The organism is Bradyrhizobium sp. 191 (assembly GCF_023100985.1).
Classification (GTDB): domain Bacteria; phylum Pseudomonadota; class Alphaproteobacteria; order Rhizobiales; family Xanthobacteraceae; genus Bradyrhizobium; species Bradyrhizobium diversitatis.
On record NZ_CP064692.1, the window covers coordinates 6,224,485 to 6,239,650 of the forward strand.

Sequence of the window (15,166 nt, forward strand, 5' to 3'; positions counted from 1 at the left end):
GCGGATAGAGCCCCCCACCCCAACCCTCTCCCCGTAAGAACGGGGAGAGGGAGGGGATAGACCTTAGCCCGCGACCTGCTTGATGCGGGCGATCAGTTCATCGACGGCCTTGTCGACCGGAACCTTCTCGCTGACGACGCGATTCATCGCCTTCGCCCACACGTTCTCGTTGTTGAGGATCGTGAACTTCCAGTTCTTGGTGAAATCGAACGCGGCGGTGCCGCCCTTGAACTGCGCGTAGACGGCCTTGCGGTGCTTGTCAGCCTGCCAGAACGGGCTTTCCTGGCTTTCCTTGGTCACCGGGAACCAGCGACCGAGCGCGCCTTCGATGTAGGGACGGACGTTATCTTCCTGGAGCAGGAAGCTGATGAACTGCTTGGCCTCGGCCTTGTTCTTGGCCGCGGTGAACACCAGCCCGGTCTTGACGTCCGAGCGGTAGCGGATAGTCGAACCATCCGGCGCCTTCGGGAAGGATGCCGTGATGATGTCCTGCTCATAGGCCTTCTTGCCGGCGTCGCGCTGCTCCTGGGTGAGCGCCTGGTTCTGCGAGTCCTCGAACCACTTCGCCGCGATCGAGATCGTGAAGTTGTGGGTCATCACGATGGTCTTGTTGTGGAACGCGACGTTGTTGTCGGGATCCTTCCAGGTGGTCGAGGAGGGCGGGGTGCAGCCCTTGATGTAGGTGTCGGTATAGTCCTTCATCGCCTTGATCAGGCCGTCGCGGACCTTCTGGTCGTCGACCAGCAACTTGCCGTCGTCGTCGACCAGCTTGACGTGGTAGGCATCCATGAAGGTGTAGAACGACTGGAAGGAATCGGTGGATTCCACGCCCATCGGCTGGCCGACGGCGTAGATGCGCTGGCCGGTTGCCTTGCGGATCGCCGGCTGCACCTTGTCGCACCAGAACGTCCAATAGCCCGTCCAGTCGTTCGGGATGTCGCTCTGCTTGAAGCCGGCCTTCTCCAGCATGTCGTTCCAGATCTGGACGTGCATGCTCTGCTGCTTCAGCGGGAAGCCGTAATAGGCCTTCTTCTTGGCGACGTCATTGTAGAGGATCGATGCATCGAGCGTGTTCTGCACGAACCGGCCCTTGATCGGCTCCATGACGTCCGTGAGGTCCTCGAGCTTGCCCTCATAGGCCCACTTGCCCTGCGCCTGCACGTCATAGGAGTCGGAATAGGCGACATCGGGAACCGTGCCGGCATCGAGCGCTGCGACCGTCTTCGGAATCATGTCCTGGATCGCGTATTGCGACAATTCGACCTTGATGCCGGTCTTGGCTTCGAATTTCTTGATCGTCTCGATCAGCGCGTCGTCTTCGGAGCGATAGAAGCCCTTGCCCCACCAGACCGTGATCGTCTTCTGCTGCGCAAAGGCGGGTGCAGTGGCGGCAAAAAGCCCAACCGCAGCGACCGCCAATGATACTGCGCCAATTACCTTGGATCTCACGTTTTTCTCCCTCAAACGGCCGGTGTTTTTAACCGGTCGTATAAAACACTAGCGCAGGATGGTAGCGCAATCAACGCATCTTGTCAGACCCGGGTCGTGGAGGTGTTGGCCCGGAGCAGAAACGCGTGGACGATGAAATCGCCGCATCAATTCGGCCGGATCAATTCGCGATGGTCGGCCAACACCGGAGAGGCGCCGTCCTCAGTTGAAACTCACCTGAGTCGGACGTCAGCTCAGTTGGACTTGCTAGTTGGACTTGGCGTTCTCTTTAGTATTTTCCGCGGTCGGCGCTTCCGCCGGCGCGGGACGCTTTCCGCTTCCCGTGATGCGCTCGATCGCGGAGCGCACGGCATCGCCTCCCTTGCGGTCCTTCAGCATGTCAAGCAGCGGCGCGGAGGCTGGCGAGCGGCGGATCAGGCTTTCCGGATCGGGAAAGATCAGCGGATCGTCCCATGGCCCCTGCACCACGAACGGCAATTCGAATCCCGAGGCGCTGTTGAGGCTTGCCACTCCCTTCATGTCGTATTCGCGCGTCGGCACCGAGGCGGTGCCGGTGAGCGTGATCTTCGTCGCCGGCCCTTCGACGCGGATGTCCTCGGCGGTGGCGATCCCGTCGGAGAATTTCACGGCGATGGTGAGATTGGTGTAGGGCGTCGAGCCGTTGCGGAAATTGCCACCGCCCGACAGCGGCCGCCGCTCCAGCCGCTTGAGGAGCTGCTCGGCGTTGAAGCCTGCGATCGCGCCGTCATGCCCGGTCACGGTGGCACTTCCGTCGAGTGACTGCACGAGGCCGAACGGGCTCGACCCGGAGGCGAGAAGCGAGACGTTGATATTGCCGCGGCCGGACAGCTTGTTGAGCCCGAACAGCTCCGTGGCGCAGGCCTGGAGGTCGACGTCGGTGAACTGGAATTGCGCCTTGATGTCGGCGACGGTGTCGGACCGGGCGATGCCGAACGAGCCCTTTGCGATCCCGCCATAGACTTGCGCCTCGCCGACCGAGAGCGCCAGCGTGCCGTTGCGCAAATTGGCGCCGATCGCGGTGCGTCCGAGCCTCGTCGGCCCGACCGTGAGCTTGGCCGCGGACAGGCGCATGTCGAGGTCGGTGGTCGACAATCCCTGGAGATCGAACAGCTGCCGGTTCCAGTCGCGCGCGCCGCTCGCGAGCAGGCGGAACGTCGAGATATAAGGCGTGAAGTCGAGCGCGTCGGCGGCGAGCGTCGCCTGCAGCGTCTGCCGGCCGTTATTGGCGTAGGTCATGACGCCCTCGGCGGCGTTGCCGTCCAGCTCGACGTTGACGTTGGTGAGCGCGATCGAGGCGCCGACGACGTTGGCGCGCGCCTTCAGCGCGAAGCGGCCGAAGCCGCCGCTGCCGGGCTGCGGCTGCCCGGTCCAGCGCAGCGCGTTGCGCAAGGACGGGCTGTCGACGGTGAGCGTGCCTTCCATCATCGGGCTGGTGCGATTGGCGACGCTGCCGTCGAAGGCGAGCTTGAGCGGCGCGCTGGCGATGCGCGCCTTCAGGCCGGACCGGTCGCCGGAGAGGGCGGCGACGAAATCGGAAAAGCTGATCGAGCCGTCGACACGCTCGCCGCGCCAGTCGAACTGTCCGGTCGCGGCAAAGGAGCGCGAGATCGAAGGCCAGGCCAGCGAGAGGTCGATGTCCTCGAGCTTCTCGGTGGCGCGCGTGGCGGCGTCCTCGTAGTCGAGCACGCCGTCCTGGATCCGGATTTCGGAGAACGAGACCTGGTTCTCGGCCCCGGGCTTCATGGTGCGCGCGATGGTCTGGATGAAGGGCGTCCAGTTGCTCTCGCCGTCCGGCTTGAGGCTGACATGGATGCGCGGACGCAGCAGCATCAGGTCGGCGATCTCGAACCGCTGCAGCAGCAGCGGCAGCAGCCGCAGATTTGCGGTGAGCACGTCGACCTGGAGCGCTGGCGTGCTGGTGCCGCCGCCCTTGAGGCCGACGTCGTGGAAGGAGATGTAGCTCGCCGGCAGCACCGAAATATCGATGCTGCCTGCGACATTGAGCTCCAGCCCGGTGACGTCGCGGATCTGCGCTTCGACCGCCTTGCGCAGCGCGTCGCGGTTGATGAGCCAGGAGGTCGCGATCAGGGCGATCAGCGCGACGCCGAGCAGCGCCGCGATCGGCGTCCCGAGGCGCTTCATTCCTTGGGCCATGGTCAATGGCATGTCCTGATCGGGTTGGTCGTTGGAGCCAGAGGGCGGGCCGGGAAACCTGCGCGCCCACACCCAACCCCCGCAACTTGATGGGTTTTCTTGACGCTTTCAAGGCCGCTGCACGGTTATGCCCACGGCGTGGGCAGCTTCTACCACCCAGCGGCGCAGCGGAGAACCCCGTATCATTGACGGCTTCGGACGATTTCGCCTAATAATCGCCGCCAATAAGGCGCGACGGCCAGCAAGCCGAAGGTTCAGTCGAGGTTTTTTGCATGAACAAGGTCTATCCCGACGCCAGGTCGGCTCTGTCAGGCATTCTGAAAGACAACATGATGATCATGTCGGGCGGCTTCGGCCTCTGCGGCATTGCCGAGGAGCTGTCGGACGCGATCCGGGAGTCCGGTGTCAAGGGCCTGACGGTGGTCTCCAACAATGCCGGCGTCGACGGCATCGGCCTCAGCCGCCTGCTCGAAACCCGTCAGATCAAGAAGATGATCTCGTCCTATGTCGGCGAGAACAAGCTGTTCGCCCAGCAATTCCTCGCCGGGGAGCTGGAACTCGAATTCAATCCGCAGGGCACGCTGGCCGAGCGCATCCGCGCGGGCGGCGCCGGCATCCCGGCCTTCTACACCAAGACCGGCGTCGGCACGCTGATCGCCGAAGGCAAGGAAGTGAAGGAATTCGACGGCGAGAAGTACCTGATGGAGCGCGGCCTGTTCGCCGACCTCGCCATCGTGCACGCCTGGAAGGGCGACACCGCCGGCAACCTCATCTACCGCAAGACCGCGCGCAATTTTAACCCGATGATGGCGACCGCCGCGAAGATCACGGTGGCCGAGGTCGAGCATCTGGTTCCGGCCGGTGAACTCAATCCCGACCACATTCACACGCCCGGCATCTTCGTGAAGCGCATCGTCGAGGTCGGCACGGCCAAGAAGCGCATCGAATTCCGCAACACCCGCCCGCGCCCGAGCGCATGATCCGGAAAACTGGACACCGGTTTTCCGATCAGATCATGCGCCACTAAAGAATCGACAGGAGCACAACGATGGCCTGGACCCGTGAACAGATGGCCGCGCGCGCCGCGAAGGAGTTGCGCGACGGCTATTACGTCAATCTCGGCATCGGCATCCCGACGCTGGTCTCGAACTACATCCCGGACGGCATGGACGTCAGCCTGCAGAGCGAGAACGGCATGCTCGGCATGGGCCCGTTCCCGTATGAGGGCGAGGAAGACGCCGATCTCATCAACGCCGGCAAGCAGACCGTGAGCGAGCTGCCCTCGACCTCGTATTTCTCGAGCGCGGATTCCTTCGGCATGATCCGCGGCGGCCACATGGACCTGTCGATCCTCGGCGCCATGCAGGTGGCCCAGAACGGCGATCTCGCCAACTGGATGATCCCCGGCAAGATGGTCAAGGGCATGGGCGGCGCGATGGATCTCGTCGCCGGCGTCAAGCGCGTCATCGTGGTAATGGAGCATTCGGCCAAGGACGGCCCGAAGCTCTTGAAGCAGTGCAATCTGCCGCTGACCGGCGAGCGCGTGGTCGACATGGTCGTCACTGATTTGGCCGTCTTCACCATCGACAAGCATGGCAGCGGCGGCATGGCGCTGATCGAGCTCGCCGACGGCGTTTCGCTCGACGAGGTCAAGTCCAAGACCGAAGCCGAATTCCGCGTCGCGTTGAAGAACACGTAAGCGGGAAACGCTGGGGGCGCGCAACACAATACGGTCTGCGCGTCCTTACGATTTTTGCTCAGCGATCAGGTCGGGCGATGACAACTCGATTGGTCGAAGCACCACGGGTGTGCGGACGATGTGCCCATGCCTTCAAGCGGGGCCGCTCGGCACCTCGGAGAACCGGGTCAGCCAGACGACCGGGCCGATGCTGGCGGCGATGATCAGGAGGGCCGCGAGCGCGCCGTCCTCGAAATTGCCGCGGCTTGCGAACTGGTAGATCGACGTCGACAGCGTTTCGACGTTGAGCGGCCGCAAGAGCAGCGTTGCCGGCAGCTCCTTCAGGCAGTCGACGAACATGATGATGACGGCGCCGAGCATCGCGGGCCGGAGCAGCGGCAGATAGATCTGTCTCAACATGACCGCCTGGCCCGCGCCGACCGTCCGCGCGCTCTCGTCATAGTCGCGCGGAATGTTGTCGAACCCGGCCTTGATCATGCCGACCGGCACCGCCAGAAAACGAATCGTGTAGGCGATGACGACGGCCGTCCCGGAGCCGACCAGGATCAGCCCGGGCAGCGAACGTCCCGTCCAGGCAACGACCGCGCTCAGCGCGTTGTCGACCGCCAGCACGGGGGTCAGCAGGCCGAGGGCAATCACGAGACCCGGCAGCGCGTAGCCGGTCTGCGCGATGCTCATCGCCACATATCGCAGAGGATCGGGCCGAAAGCGGTGCGCGATCGTCGTGGCGAGTGCAAGCATCAGCGCCATGAGCGTCGCGAGCGCTGCATAGGCAAACGAATGGAAGGTGTGGCGCCACAGGAGCGGGTCGAAATCTGCAAGCAGTCCGCGACCGAGAGCCTGATGCGCCAGATAGAACAGCGGCACGACGAAGCCTATCAGCACCGGCAGCACGCAGACCGCGAACGCGATCCACGCTCTTGCGCCCGAAAGCGGGGTTCGCTGCCTCACATGCGGGCTTTCGGCCGAGAATTCGGTGTTGGCGTTGCGACGGCCGTAACGCTCCATCGCGATCAGGCCGGCGACGATCGCAAGCATCAGGCATGCGAGTTGCGCCGCACCGGCAAGGCTGCCGCGGTTGAGCCAGGTGGTGAAGATCGAGACCGTCAGCGTGCGGATGCCGAGATATTCGCTGGCGCCGATGTCGTTGAGCGTTTCCAGCGCGACCAGCGCCACGCCGACCGCGAGCGCCGGCCGCGCCATCGGCAGTGAAACGCGCCAGAAAACGGTCCATCGGCCGGCCCCCAGCGTCGTAGCCGCCTCGGCGAATTCGGCAGACTGAACCTGAAACGTCGCGCGCGCCGACAGATAGACGTAAGGATAGAGCACGAGCCCGATCACGAAGATGGCGCCCGGCAGCGAGCGCAGGTTGGGCAGATGGCCGAGGGCATCGCGCAGCGGCAGCCAGACCGCCAGGGTGCGGTGCACCAGGCCGAGCGGTTCGAACAGGTCGGCATAGACGTAAGCCGCAAGATAGGTCGGAATCGCCAGCGGCAGCGGCATCAGCCACAGGAGCATGCCCCGGCCGGGAAAATCGTGGCGCGATATCACCCATGCAGTGCCGGCGCCGATCAGAAGCGTGAGCGCGCCGACCCCGACGAGCAGAAGCGCGGTGTCCAGGAGGGCGGCCGGCAGCACGTAGTTGATCAGGTCGTGCCACACATCGGGCGCCGGCTGCAAAGCCAGCGAAACGATCGAGATCACGGGCGCCGCGACCAGGATCGCGGTTGCGATCGCGATTGCGGTCGCCGCGCGCCCGGCGTGGGCGCGGCCTCTCAAACGAGGCCGTGCGCCCGAAGCTTCTGCCAGTTTGAGTGACGAGGGCCGCCAGAGATCAGTTGTCAAAGCCGACCTTGTCCACCAGCGAGGCCGCAGCCTTGCGGTTGGCGGCGATCTTTGCGATCGGCAACGGATCCGGGCCGAGCTTGCCGTAGCCCGCGATGGTGGAGTTGACGGCGACACCGCCCCGAACCGGATATTCGTAGTTCTGGTCGGCATACATCTGCTGCGCCTGCTCGCTCACGAGCCACTCGATCAGCTTGATGCCGTTGGCCTTGTTGGGCGCGTTCTTGGCGAGCAACACGCCGGAGAGGTTGACGTGGGTGCCGCCGCCCTCGAAGGTCGGCAGGATGACGCGGGTCGCCTCCGCCCACGGCTTCTTCTCGGGATCGTTGTTCATCATCAGCGCCCAGTAATAGGTGTTGCCGATGCCGATGTCGCACTTGCCGGCGGCGACGTCACGGGCGGCTTCGCGATCGCCGCCCGACGGCTTCTGCGCGAGATTGGCCTTCACGCCGCGCAGCCATTCCTCAGCCTTGGCCTCACCGTACTTGGCCGTGTAGGCCGCGAACAGGGCGTTGTTGTAGATGTGCTGGCCCGAGCGAATGCAGATCTTGCCCTTCCACTTGGGATCGGCGAGCTCCTCATAGGTGATCTTGTCCTGCTTGACGCGATCCTTCGAGGCATAGATCACGCGCGCGCGCATGGAGATGCCGGCCCAGTGTCCGTCCGGATCGCGATACTGCGCCGGCACGACCTTGTCGACCACCTCCGACTTGATCGGCTGGGTGACGCCGGCCTGCACGGCTTCGTCGATGCGGCCGATGTCCACCGTCAGCAGCACGTCGGCCGGGCTGTTGGCGCCTTCCGCCTTCATGCGCTGCTCCAGACCGGAGCTTGCGGAGACGACATTGACCTTGATGCCCGTATCCTTGCTGAAGGCGTCGAACAGCGGTTGGATCAGCTTGGTCTCGCGATAGGTATAGACGTTGACCTCGCCATTGGCGGCTGCTTCCGACACGAAGGACGAGGTCAGGCTCAACACCGCCGCGGACGCGGCGAGGACGCGAAGATTGATCATAAGGGCTGCTCCAGGCGCGCGATTGAACGCCCGATTGAGTAGCGCAGGCGATGCGACAACGTCAGCGACGCGATGTCGCGAGGGCCATGACTTAGAGGGATTCCAATATTGTCTTTAGATCGATTCTAATTAATGGATGGAGGCGTTGACGGGAAAACGATGCGCGCCGTTATGATGTTGCCGGCCACGTCTTGCTCAGGCGCTGCGACACGCTGACCAGCCATGACGTCTCCTCGCGCACCAGGCGGAAGCCGAGATTGGCGGGCGGCACGCCTTGGGCGCAGCCGCCGGCGCGGGTGTCGCGGATGAAATCGGTGACATAGGCGCGGTGGGCGCCTTCGGCGATACGCACCCCGCAGTTCACGGTCGGGCGGCCGGCATTTCCGGCGTCGTCGACACGCGAGCGCACGAAACAACTCGAGGTCCACTCCCAGACGTTGCCGGCGAGATCTTCGACGCCGTGCTCGTTCGGGCCGAATTTGCCGAACGGATAGGCCGTGGTGTCGGTGAGGCCGCGTTCGGATTCACGCTCGTAGCGGCTGATCCAGCGCTTCGAAGGGTCGCTTGCATTGACCGGCACACCATCATCCCTGAACCTGGAGCCGGCGGCAAACGCCCATTCCTCGTCGCTCGGCAGGCGGTAATGCCGGCCGGTCTTGCGCGACAGCCAGCCTGCATAGGCCTCGGCATCGTGCCAGCTCACCTGCACTGCGGGGCGATCGGGGGCGATCGCCACGTTACGGTCGAGCGCGCGGCAGGGGCCATCCGTCACGCAAAGCTGATAGTCGGATGAGGAGACCTGATTCTGCATGATGTGCAGCGGCCGGTCGATCCGGATCGTGCGCAGCGGCGCTTCCGCCTGCTGCCCGCCGCGGGTGAAGTCGCCGGCCTCACGATATGAGAAGCTGCCGGGGACGACCTCGACCATGGCCGGCTCGCCTCCCGCATCATGCGTCGCTATCTCGGAAACCAGAGGCGCAACGGCCAGCGGCCCCGCAAGCCCGGCCGCGCAGGCGAGCACCAGTTTGAGCTTGAATGCGATCAGCATGATGATCCCCCCGAAGGAAGAAGGGGCCGGTGATCAATCACCGGCCCCTTGTCGCGTCTAGTTGGTGCTGGCAGGCGGTATTTCGGCAGGGGCCTTCACCTGGGTCATCAGATCGTCGTTCCACTTGCCTTCGACCTTGAAGTGCGCGGTGGCGCCGAGATTGGCCGCCTCGATCAGATTGTGCGTGACATAGGCGTAGATGCCGGGCTGCTGGAATTTGTACAGCGCAGCTCCCGCCGACCCGCCGCGGATGAACCAGGTCTCGAGCCCGACCTCCGGTGCATTGCCGAACTTGCCGGTCTCCCAGACATAGTCGCCATGGCCGCCGATCAGATGCGGACGGCTGTCGCGGTTGGCCTGCGAATGCACGATCAGCACGTTCTCCCCGACCTTGGCGGTGAGCGCGTTCTTGCCGGTGAGCGCGCCGACCTTGCCGTTGAAGACGACATGGGTGGGAATCAGCTTGTTCATCACCTCTTCGGTCTCGGTGAAGGCTTCGCCGGGCGATTCGTAGGACTTGAAGTTGCCCTTCTCGTCGCGCGGCACGTACATATCCTGCTCGCCGATATAGTAGACCTTGTCGTATTTCAGCTCTCGGCCCTTGCCGTCGTTCAGCCCGTCGCGCGGCAGCACCATCACGGCACCGTTCATGCCGGAGACGACGTGCCAGGGGATCATCGGGCCGCCCGGTGCGCAGTGATAGACGAACACACCCGTCTTGGTCGCCTTCCAGCGCAGCACGACCTGTTCGCCGGGGTTGATGAGCGTGAGTTCGCCGCCGCCGAGCGCGCCGGTCGCGGAATGGAAGTCGATGTTGTGCGGCATGGTGTTGGTGGCGGGATTGACCAGCGTCAGCTCGACATAGTCACCCTCGTGCACGACCATGAGCGGCCCCGGCATCGAGCCGTTGAATGTCATCGCCTGGAAGGTGGTGCCCTTGTCGTCGATGACGACTTTCTTCTCCTGGACCGTCAGCTTGAACTCGACGATCTTGGGCCCCTGCGTCGTGGCCTGCTCGTGCGCGTGCACGAAGGGCGGAGCGACCAGCTCTACCTTCTGACGCGGCAGCTTGAGATCGCTGGCGGCGAAAGCCGGGGTCGCCAGCATCAGGGCGGTCGCGGCGGCGCTGATCAATGCGGCTCTGCGGGTGAACATCGGAAGCATCCTTCATCTGAAAAGGTTTTGATGACGGAATGCAGTCTGCGCCGATCGCGGCAAGCGTGTTTGCGCTGCGACAAGCTTCGGCCGGATTCACCTCCGCAACAGTACTTAGGTGCTCAGCGGAGCAGGATCGGTGATGTGACCCTGACCGCGTCCGCAGGAGTGATGCGGATGTAGAGCGCGAGCGACGGCGCAACCGCATCGGCACTCAGCGCCAACTCGTTTGCATCTTCAAGTTGGGATCTCGACCGCGCGGGCTAACACATGCGGCTGGTGGTTCCTGCGCGCACGCCTCGTCCTTCGAGACGGCGCTTACGCGCCTCCTCAGGATGAGGCTTATCGGCGTCAGTGCTCGTTGAACTGCTGCCGCGCACTCCGTCCTCATCCTGAGGAGCTCGCCCAAAGCGGGCGTCTCGAAGGATGGCCGCAGGGAAAAGCTCTCAAAATGCGATCGCCCTGCGCTTGCGAGGGACCAAACCGTGCAATCAATTCGACCCAAAGCCATTCCGCTTCAGAGCAGATACATGGCAAGCCCGACCGTTCCCCAGATCGCCAGCGACAACACGACGAAGACGGCGATTGCTGCGACCAGGGCGCGCACCACGCCGCCGGCGGCTGGTGTGGCCGGGGCCGGCCGGAAGTCGTCGAAACGCGGGATATGGCCGCGGACGTCGAGCAGGGAGAGAATGGGTTCGAGTGCAAGAAGCCTCATGGCCAGCGCTCCGGATGGCGACGCGAATTGCGAAAATCATCGCCGGGAACCGGCCGCCGCGCTTTGCGCGAGCGCAAAGTCGTTTCCGCGCATTCGGGATAACTAACACGCATTCGGTGATTTGCCGCGATGTCTGCGCGCGGCGCGAATTTACGAATAGGTAAGATATGAGAACTGATCTTGCGGCGGTCTACGGCGAGGAACGCCTGCCACGCTACACGAGCTATCCGACCGCACCGCACTTTTCGCCCGCGATCGGTCCAGACACCTATGCTCGGTGGCTGGCGGAACTGCCGGCGGGCGCCAGCGCGTCGCTTTATCTGCATGTGCCGTTCTGCCGGGAGATGTGCTGGTACTGCGGCTGCCATACCCAGATCGTCCGCCGCGACGATCTCGTCGCCGGCTATCAGCGGACGCTGCGCAGCGAGATCGCGCTAGCCGCCGAAACCATCGGCCGCCGCATCAAGGTCGAGCACATCCATTTCGGTGGCGGTACGCCGACGATCATGGCGCCGGAGGCTTTTGCCGAGTTGATGGCGACGCTGCGCCAGAAATTCTTCGTGCTGCCTTCGGCCGAGATCGCGGTCGAGATCGATCCCCGCACGTTGTCCGGCGACATGGTCGAGGCCATGCGGCTCTCCGGCGTCAACCGCGCGAGCCTTGGCGTGCAGAGCTTCGATCCCGTGGTGCAGCGGGCGATCAACCGCGTGCAGAGCTTCGAACAGACCGCGTCCGTGGTCAACATGCTCCACGGCGCGGGCATCGAGGGAATCAATTTCGACCTGATCTACGGCTTGCCGCACCAGACTGTCGCCTCGTGCCTGGACACCGTGCGGCGCAGCCTCGCGCTCGCGCCCAACCGCTTCTCGGTGTTCGGCTATGCTCATGTGCCTGATTTCAAGAAGCACCAGCGCATGATCAACGAGGCCATGCTGCCCGACGGCCTTGCGCGCCACGACCAGGCCTGCGCGATCGCGAATGCCCTGAAGGAGGCCGGTTACGTGCAGATCGGGCTCGATCATTTCGCACGGCCCGACGATTCCATGGCGGTGGCGTACGAGCAGCGGACGTTGCGGCGCAATTTTCAAGGCTATACCACCGACAAGAGTGAAGTCCTGCTCGGCTTCGGCGCGAGCGCGATCGGACATCTGCCGCAGGGCTATGTCCAGAACGAGGTGCAGATCGGCGCCTATGCCCAGAGCATCGCCGCCGGCCGCTTCGCCACCGCGAAAGGCTATGGGCTCACCGACGACGACCGGCTGCGCGCCGACATCATCGAACGCATCATGTGCGAGTTCGGTGCCGATCTCGGCGACATCTGCGCCCGTCATGGCGCAGAGGCCGGCGCGATGCTGAAATCGGCGGCCCGTCGTCTGAAGCCGTTGATCTCCGACGGCGTCGTGCGGCTGGACGGCGACCGGCTCGCGGTCGCCAAGGATTCGCGCTTCCTGGTCCGCAGCGTCGCCGCCGCATTCGATGCGCATCTGGATCCCGGCAAGCAACTGCACAGCCGGGCGGTGTAGCTTCCTGTCATTCCGGGGCGCACCTCTTGGTGCGAACCCGGAATCCATTTCACTGCACTGGTTGCTGCCCGATGGATTCCGGGTTCGCGCTGCGCGCGCCCCGGAATGACGAGCCAGCTTGCGCTTCAACAAAGAGGCTTCCGCTCGCTCCGCTATCGTCAATTCGGAACGGAGTTGTCCATGCCCTTCGGATCCGACGATCTGGTCGATGACATCATGCGCACGGCGCCGCACACGATCCGCATGTTTCTCGCCTTCAGGATGGCCTGCGTCGGCTGTCCAATCGCGACCTTCCACACCGTGGATGATGCCTGCCGCGAACATGGCATCGAGCGCGACAAATTCCTCGCTGCATTGAGCGATTGCGTGCCGGCGTGAAATGGTCCGGAATCGCGCGGGCGCGCGCGTTCCCGGATGAGGGAGCGTTTTCGCCGTAAGCGGAAGCGCCCCTCATCCCTTCAGCGGAGGCATCCCGGCGTCGGCTCTCACGCCGCGCCGCCGTCGGCATTCCGCTCCGCCAGCACGACGATCTTGTGCGGCTCGCGCAGGATGATGCGCTGGCGGCCGCTCTCCACGAGGCCTTGGCTCTCCCAGCCGCTCAGGATGCGGCTGACGGTGTGCAGCGTGGTGCCGGTCATCTGCGCGATGTCCTGGCGGCTGATCGGGAAGTCGATCTCGATGCCTTGGTCGAGTTTCTTGCCGGACTGCTTGGCGAGTCGCAGCAGCGCGTGCGCGATGCGTTGCTCGACCAGCTGGGTCGACATTTCCAGGATGCGGGTGTGACTCTCCTGAAGCCGGGTGCCGACGGTCTGGAGCGTGTTGGCGGCGAGCGCCGGAAACCGCTCGATCAGCCGCGGCCAGGCCGAGGTCGGCCAGATCAGCACCACGCTGTCGTCGACCGCCATTGCCGTCGCCGGATAGCGCGCGGCTCCGATCGCCATCGCGAGCCCGAATGTTTCGCCGGGCGCGACATAGCGCACCACGATCTGCTCGCCGGTCGGCGTGGTCTTGGCCGCGCGGACATGGCCGTGCAACAGCAGGAAGAAGGATTGCGCGTCGGCCCCCTGCTCGAAGATGGCACTGTTCTTGGAAAAGCGGGCCGAGCGGGCCTCACGCAGGATCTCGTCCAGAGCCTCCGGCGTCACCCCCGCAAACAGCGGCAAATGCGCAACCAGCGATGTGTCGACCTTGGCCATTCTGCCTCCTTGGCGCTCGGCAGTGTGATGGCACCTGCAATCGTCCTGGTGTTTGCGGTAGCGCAAAACGGGCCGGTCGGGTGGCGGTATTTTTCCAGACAACGATCTGAATTTATTGGAGTTGATGCCATGGCTGGCGCCCGATCCCATAACTTTGCGGGCTGGCCGCTGCTCGCGAACAGCTTTCGGCCCTTTTTCCTGCTCGCCGCGATCCAGGCGGCGCTGTCGATCTTGGCCTGGGTGCCAATCTTCTATGGCGAATTGTCCGTGAGTTCCGCATTCGGGCCGCGTGACTGGCACATCCACGAGATGCTCTATGGCTTCCTGCCGGCCGTCATCACCGGCTTCCTGTTCACGGCGATCCCGAACTGGACGGGGCGGCTGCCGATCCAGGGCATGCCGCTGGGGGCGCTGCTGATGGTCTGGCTCGCCGGGCGCATCGCCGTGACGATGTCGGCCGATATCGGCTGGGCGTTTGCGCTGATCGTCGATGCCGCCTTCCTCGCATTGGTCGTCGCCGCCGCGATGCGCGAGATCATCGCAGGCGGCAACTGGCGCAACCTGCCCGTGGTGGGGCTGGTGCTCGTTCTGCTCGCCGGCAACGTCGCCTTTCATGTCGAAACGCATGAGCAGGGCGCGGCCGATGTCAGCATCCGCGTCGGCATCAGCGTGGTCATTCTGTTGATTGCGTTGATCGGCGGCCGCATCATCCCAAGCTTCACCCGCAACTGGCTGGTCAAGTTCAATCCCGGCCGACTGCCCGTGCCGTTCGGACGCTTCGACGGCGTGGTGATCGGATGCAGCGCGGTCGCGCTCGTCTCCTGGATCGTGGCGCCGTCGAATGCCGTCACGGGTGTCCTGATGGCTCTTGTCGGCGGGCTGCACTTGGTGCGGCTTGCGCGCTGGGCCGGAGATCGCACCTTCCGCGAGCGGCTGCTCATGATCCTGCATGTCGGCTACGTCTTCGTGCCGTTCGGTTTCATCCTGCATGCGCTCGCGGTTTTCGGTGTGCTGCCACCTAGCGCCGGCATCCACGCCTGGATGGCGGGTGCGGCGGGAACCATGACGCTCGCGGTCATGACCCGCGCGAGTCTCGGCCACACCGGACAGGCCTTGACGGCTTCGCCGGCGATCCAGGGGATCTATGCTGCGATCATCATCGCGGCCCTGGCCCGGGTCGCTGCCGTCGTGTTCCCCGCGCATGGCGATGCGTTGCTGCACATCGCCGCCTGCGGCTGGATCGTCGCTTTCCTCGGATTTGCCATCGCGTTCGGTCCGCTGCTCGCCGGCAGCCGGTGGCGTGGCCTCGCCACGATGGGCGTGCCCGCTCCCGCGCGCTGAAC

Annotated in this window: 13 protein-coding genes; 5 read left to right on the forward strand and 8 right to left on the reverse strand. The window is 64.4% G+C overall.

The features are described from left to right. Nucleotides 1-63 precede the first annotated feature (63 nt). Nucleotides 64-1,449, reverse strand: coding sequence for an ABC transporter substrate-binding protein (locus tag IVB23_RS29120; protein ID WP_247800924.1), 1,386 nt, complete (start codon nucleotides 1,447-1,449; stop codon nucleotides 64-66). Between the two features lie 246 nt (nucleotides 1,450-1,695). Beyond that, nucleotides 1,696-3,624: an AsmA family protein gene (locus IVB23_RS29125; RefSeq protein ID WP_247804986.1), complete on the reverse strand. Its 1,929-nt coding sequence runs from the start codon at nucleotides 3,622-3,624 to the stop codon at nucleotides 1,696-1,698. Between the two features lie 272 nt (nucleotides 3,625-3,896). Between IVB23_RS29125 and IVB23_RS29130 the strand changes: the two genes are divergently transcribed. Together IVB23_RS29130 and IVB23_RS29135 are read left to right on the forward strand one after the other, a co-directional pair. Beyond that, entirely contained in the window at nucleotides 3,897-4,604 is a 708-nt protein-coding gene (locus IVB23_RS29130) for a CoA transferase subunit A (RefSeq protein WP_061880812.1), read from the forward strand. A gap of 68 nt (nucleotides 4,605-4,672) precedes the next feature. Next, nucleotides 4,673-5,323 carry a CoA transferase subunit B gene (locus IVB23_RS29135; protein ID WP_131873980.1) on the forward strand — a complete coding sequence of 217 codons (651 nt, stop codon included), beginning with the start codon at nucleotides 4,673-4,675 and terminating at the stop codon, nucleotides 5,321-5,323. Between the two features lie 132 nt (nucleotides 5,324-5,455). On the opposite strand, the gene IVB23_RS29140 is transcribed toward IVB23_RS29135, so the two are convergent. The 5 genes from IVB23_RS29140 to IVB23_RS29160 form a co-directional block, all read right to left on the reverse strand. Next, a complete protein-coding gene (locus tag IVB23_RS29140; protein WP_247800925.1) occupies nucleotides 5,456-7,102 on the reverse strand; it encodes an iron ABC transporter permease in 1,647 nt (548 codons plus the stop codon). Between the two features lie 55 nt (nucleotides 7,103-7,157). After that, on the reverse strand, nucleotides 7,158-8,183 hold the full coding sequence (locus tag IVB23_RS29145) for a Fe(3+) ABC transporter substrate-binding protein (RefSeq protein ID WP_247800926.1): 1,026 nt from the start codon (nucleotides 8,181-8,183) through the stop codon (nucleotides 7,158-7,160). Between the two features lie 169 nt (nucleotides 8,184-8,352). Continuing rightward, entirely contained in the window at nucleotides 8,353-9,231 is an 879-nt protein-coding gene (locus IVB23_RS29150) for an SUMF1/EgtB/PvdO family nonheme iron enzyme (protein ID WP_247800927.1), read from the reverse strand. A gap of 57 nt (nucleotides 9,232-9,288) precedes the next feature. Beyond that, nucleotides 9,289-10,386, reverse strand: coding sequence for a copper-containing nitrite reductase (gene nirK, locus IVB23_RS29155; RefSeq protein WP_247800928.1), 1,098 nt, complete (start codon nucleotides 10,384-10,386; stop codon nucleotides 9,289-9,291). A gap of 517 nt (nucleotides 10,387-10,903) precedes the next feature. Continuing rightward, nucleotides 10,904-11,104 carry a hypothetical protein gene (locus IVB23_RS29160; protein WP_247800929.1) on the reverse strand — a complete coding sequence of 67 codons (201 nt, stop codon included), beginning with the start codon at nucleotides 11,102-11,104 and terminating at the stop codon, nucleotides 10,904-10,906. Between the two features lie 167 nt (nucleotides 11,105-11,271). Here IVB23_RS29160 and hemN point away from each other — a divergent pair, with 167 nt between their 5' ends. Further along, nucleotides 11,272-12,627 carry an oxygen-independent coproporphyrinogen III oxidase gene (gene hemN / locus IVB23_RS29165; protein WP_247800930.1) on the forward strand — a complete coding sequence of 452 codons (1,356 nt, stop codon included), beginning with the start codon at nucleotides 11,272-11,274 and terminating at the stop codon, nucleotides 12,625-12,627. Nucleotides 12,628-12,807: 180 nt separating this feature from the next. After that, nucleotides 12,808-13,005: a DUF1858 domain-containing protein gene (locus IVB23_RS29170; protein WP_061881218.1), complete on the forward strand. Its 198-nt coding sequence runs from the start codon at nucleotides 12,808-12,810 to the stop codon at nucleotides 13,003-13,005. Nucleotides 13,006-13,112: 107 nt separating this feature from the next. Here the strand turns inward: IVB23_RS29170 and IVB23_RS29175 are convergent, their stop codons facing one another. Continuing rightward, nucleotides 13,113-13,823 carry a Crp/Fnr family transcriptional regulator gene (locus tag IVB23_RS29175; protein ID WP_061880805.1) on the reverse strand — a complete coding sequence of 237 codons (711 nt, stop codon included), beginning with the start codon at nucleotides 13,821-13,823 and terminating at the stop codon, nucleotides 13,113-13,115. 129 nt (nucleotides 13,824-13,952) lie between these two features. On the opposite strand from IVB23_RS29175, the gene IVB23_RS29180 reads away from it, so the two are divergent. Continuing rightward, on the forward strand, nucleotides 13,953-15,164 hold the full coding sequence (locus tag IVB23_RS29180) for an NnrS family protein (RefSeq protein ID WP_247800931.1): 1,212 nt from the start codon (nucleotides 13,953-13,955) through the stop codon (nucleotides 15,162-15,164). Nucleotides 15,165-15,166 lie beyond the last annotated feature (2 nt).

Coding starts and splice junctions, on each gene's coding strand:
- IVB23_RS29170 (WP_061881218.1), top strand. CDS start 12,808: ATGCCCTTCGGATCCGACGATCTGGTCGATGACATCATGCGCACGGCG.
- IVB23_RS29135 (WP_131873980.1), top strand. CDS start 4,673: ATGGCCTGGACCCGTGAACAGATGGCCGCGCGCGCCGCGAAGGAGTTG.
- nirK (WP_247800928.1), bottom strand. CDS start 10,386: ATGTTCACCCGCAGAGCCGCATTGATCAGCGCCGCCGCGACCGCCCTG.
- IVB23_RS29150 (WP_247800927.1), bottom strand. CDS start 9,231: ATGCTGATCGCATTCAAGCTCAAACTGGTGCTCGCCTGCGCGGCCGGG.
- IVB23_RS29175 (WP_061880805.1), bottom strand. CDS start 13,823: ATGGCCAAGGTCGACACATCGCTGGTTGCGCATTTGCCGCTGTTTGCG.
- IVB23_RS29130 (WP_061880812.1), top strand. CDS start 3,897: ATGAACAAGGTCTATCCCGACGCCAGGTCGGCTCTGTCAGGCATTCTG.
- hemN (WP_247800930.1), top strand. CDS start 11,272: ATGAGAACTGATCTTGCGGCGGTCTACGGCGAGGAACGCCTGCCACGC.
- IVB23_RS29125 (WP_247804986.1), bottom strand. CDS start 3,624: ATGGCCCAAGGAATGAAGCGCCTCGGGACGCCGATCGCGGCGCTGCTC.
- IVB23_RS29145 (WP_247800926.1), bottom strand. CDS start 8,183: ATGATCAATCTTCGCGTCCTCGCCGCGTCCGCGGCGGTGTTGAGCCTG.
- IVB23_RS29160 (WP_247800929.1), bottom strand. CDS start 11,104: ATGAGGCTTCTTGCACTCGAACCCATTCTCTCCCTGCTCGACGTCCGC.
- IVB23_RS29180 (WP_247800931.1), top strand. CDS start 13,953: ATGGCTGGCGCCCGATCCCATAACTTTGCGGGCTGGCCGCTGCTCGCG.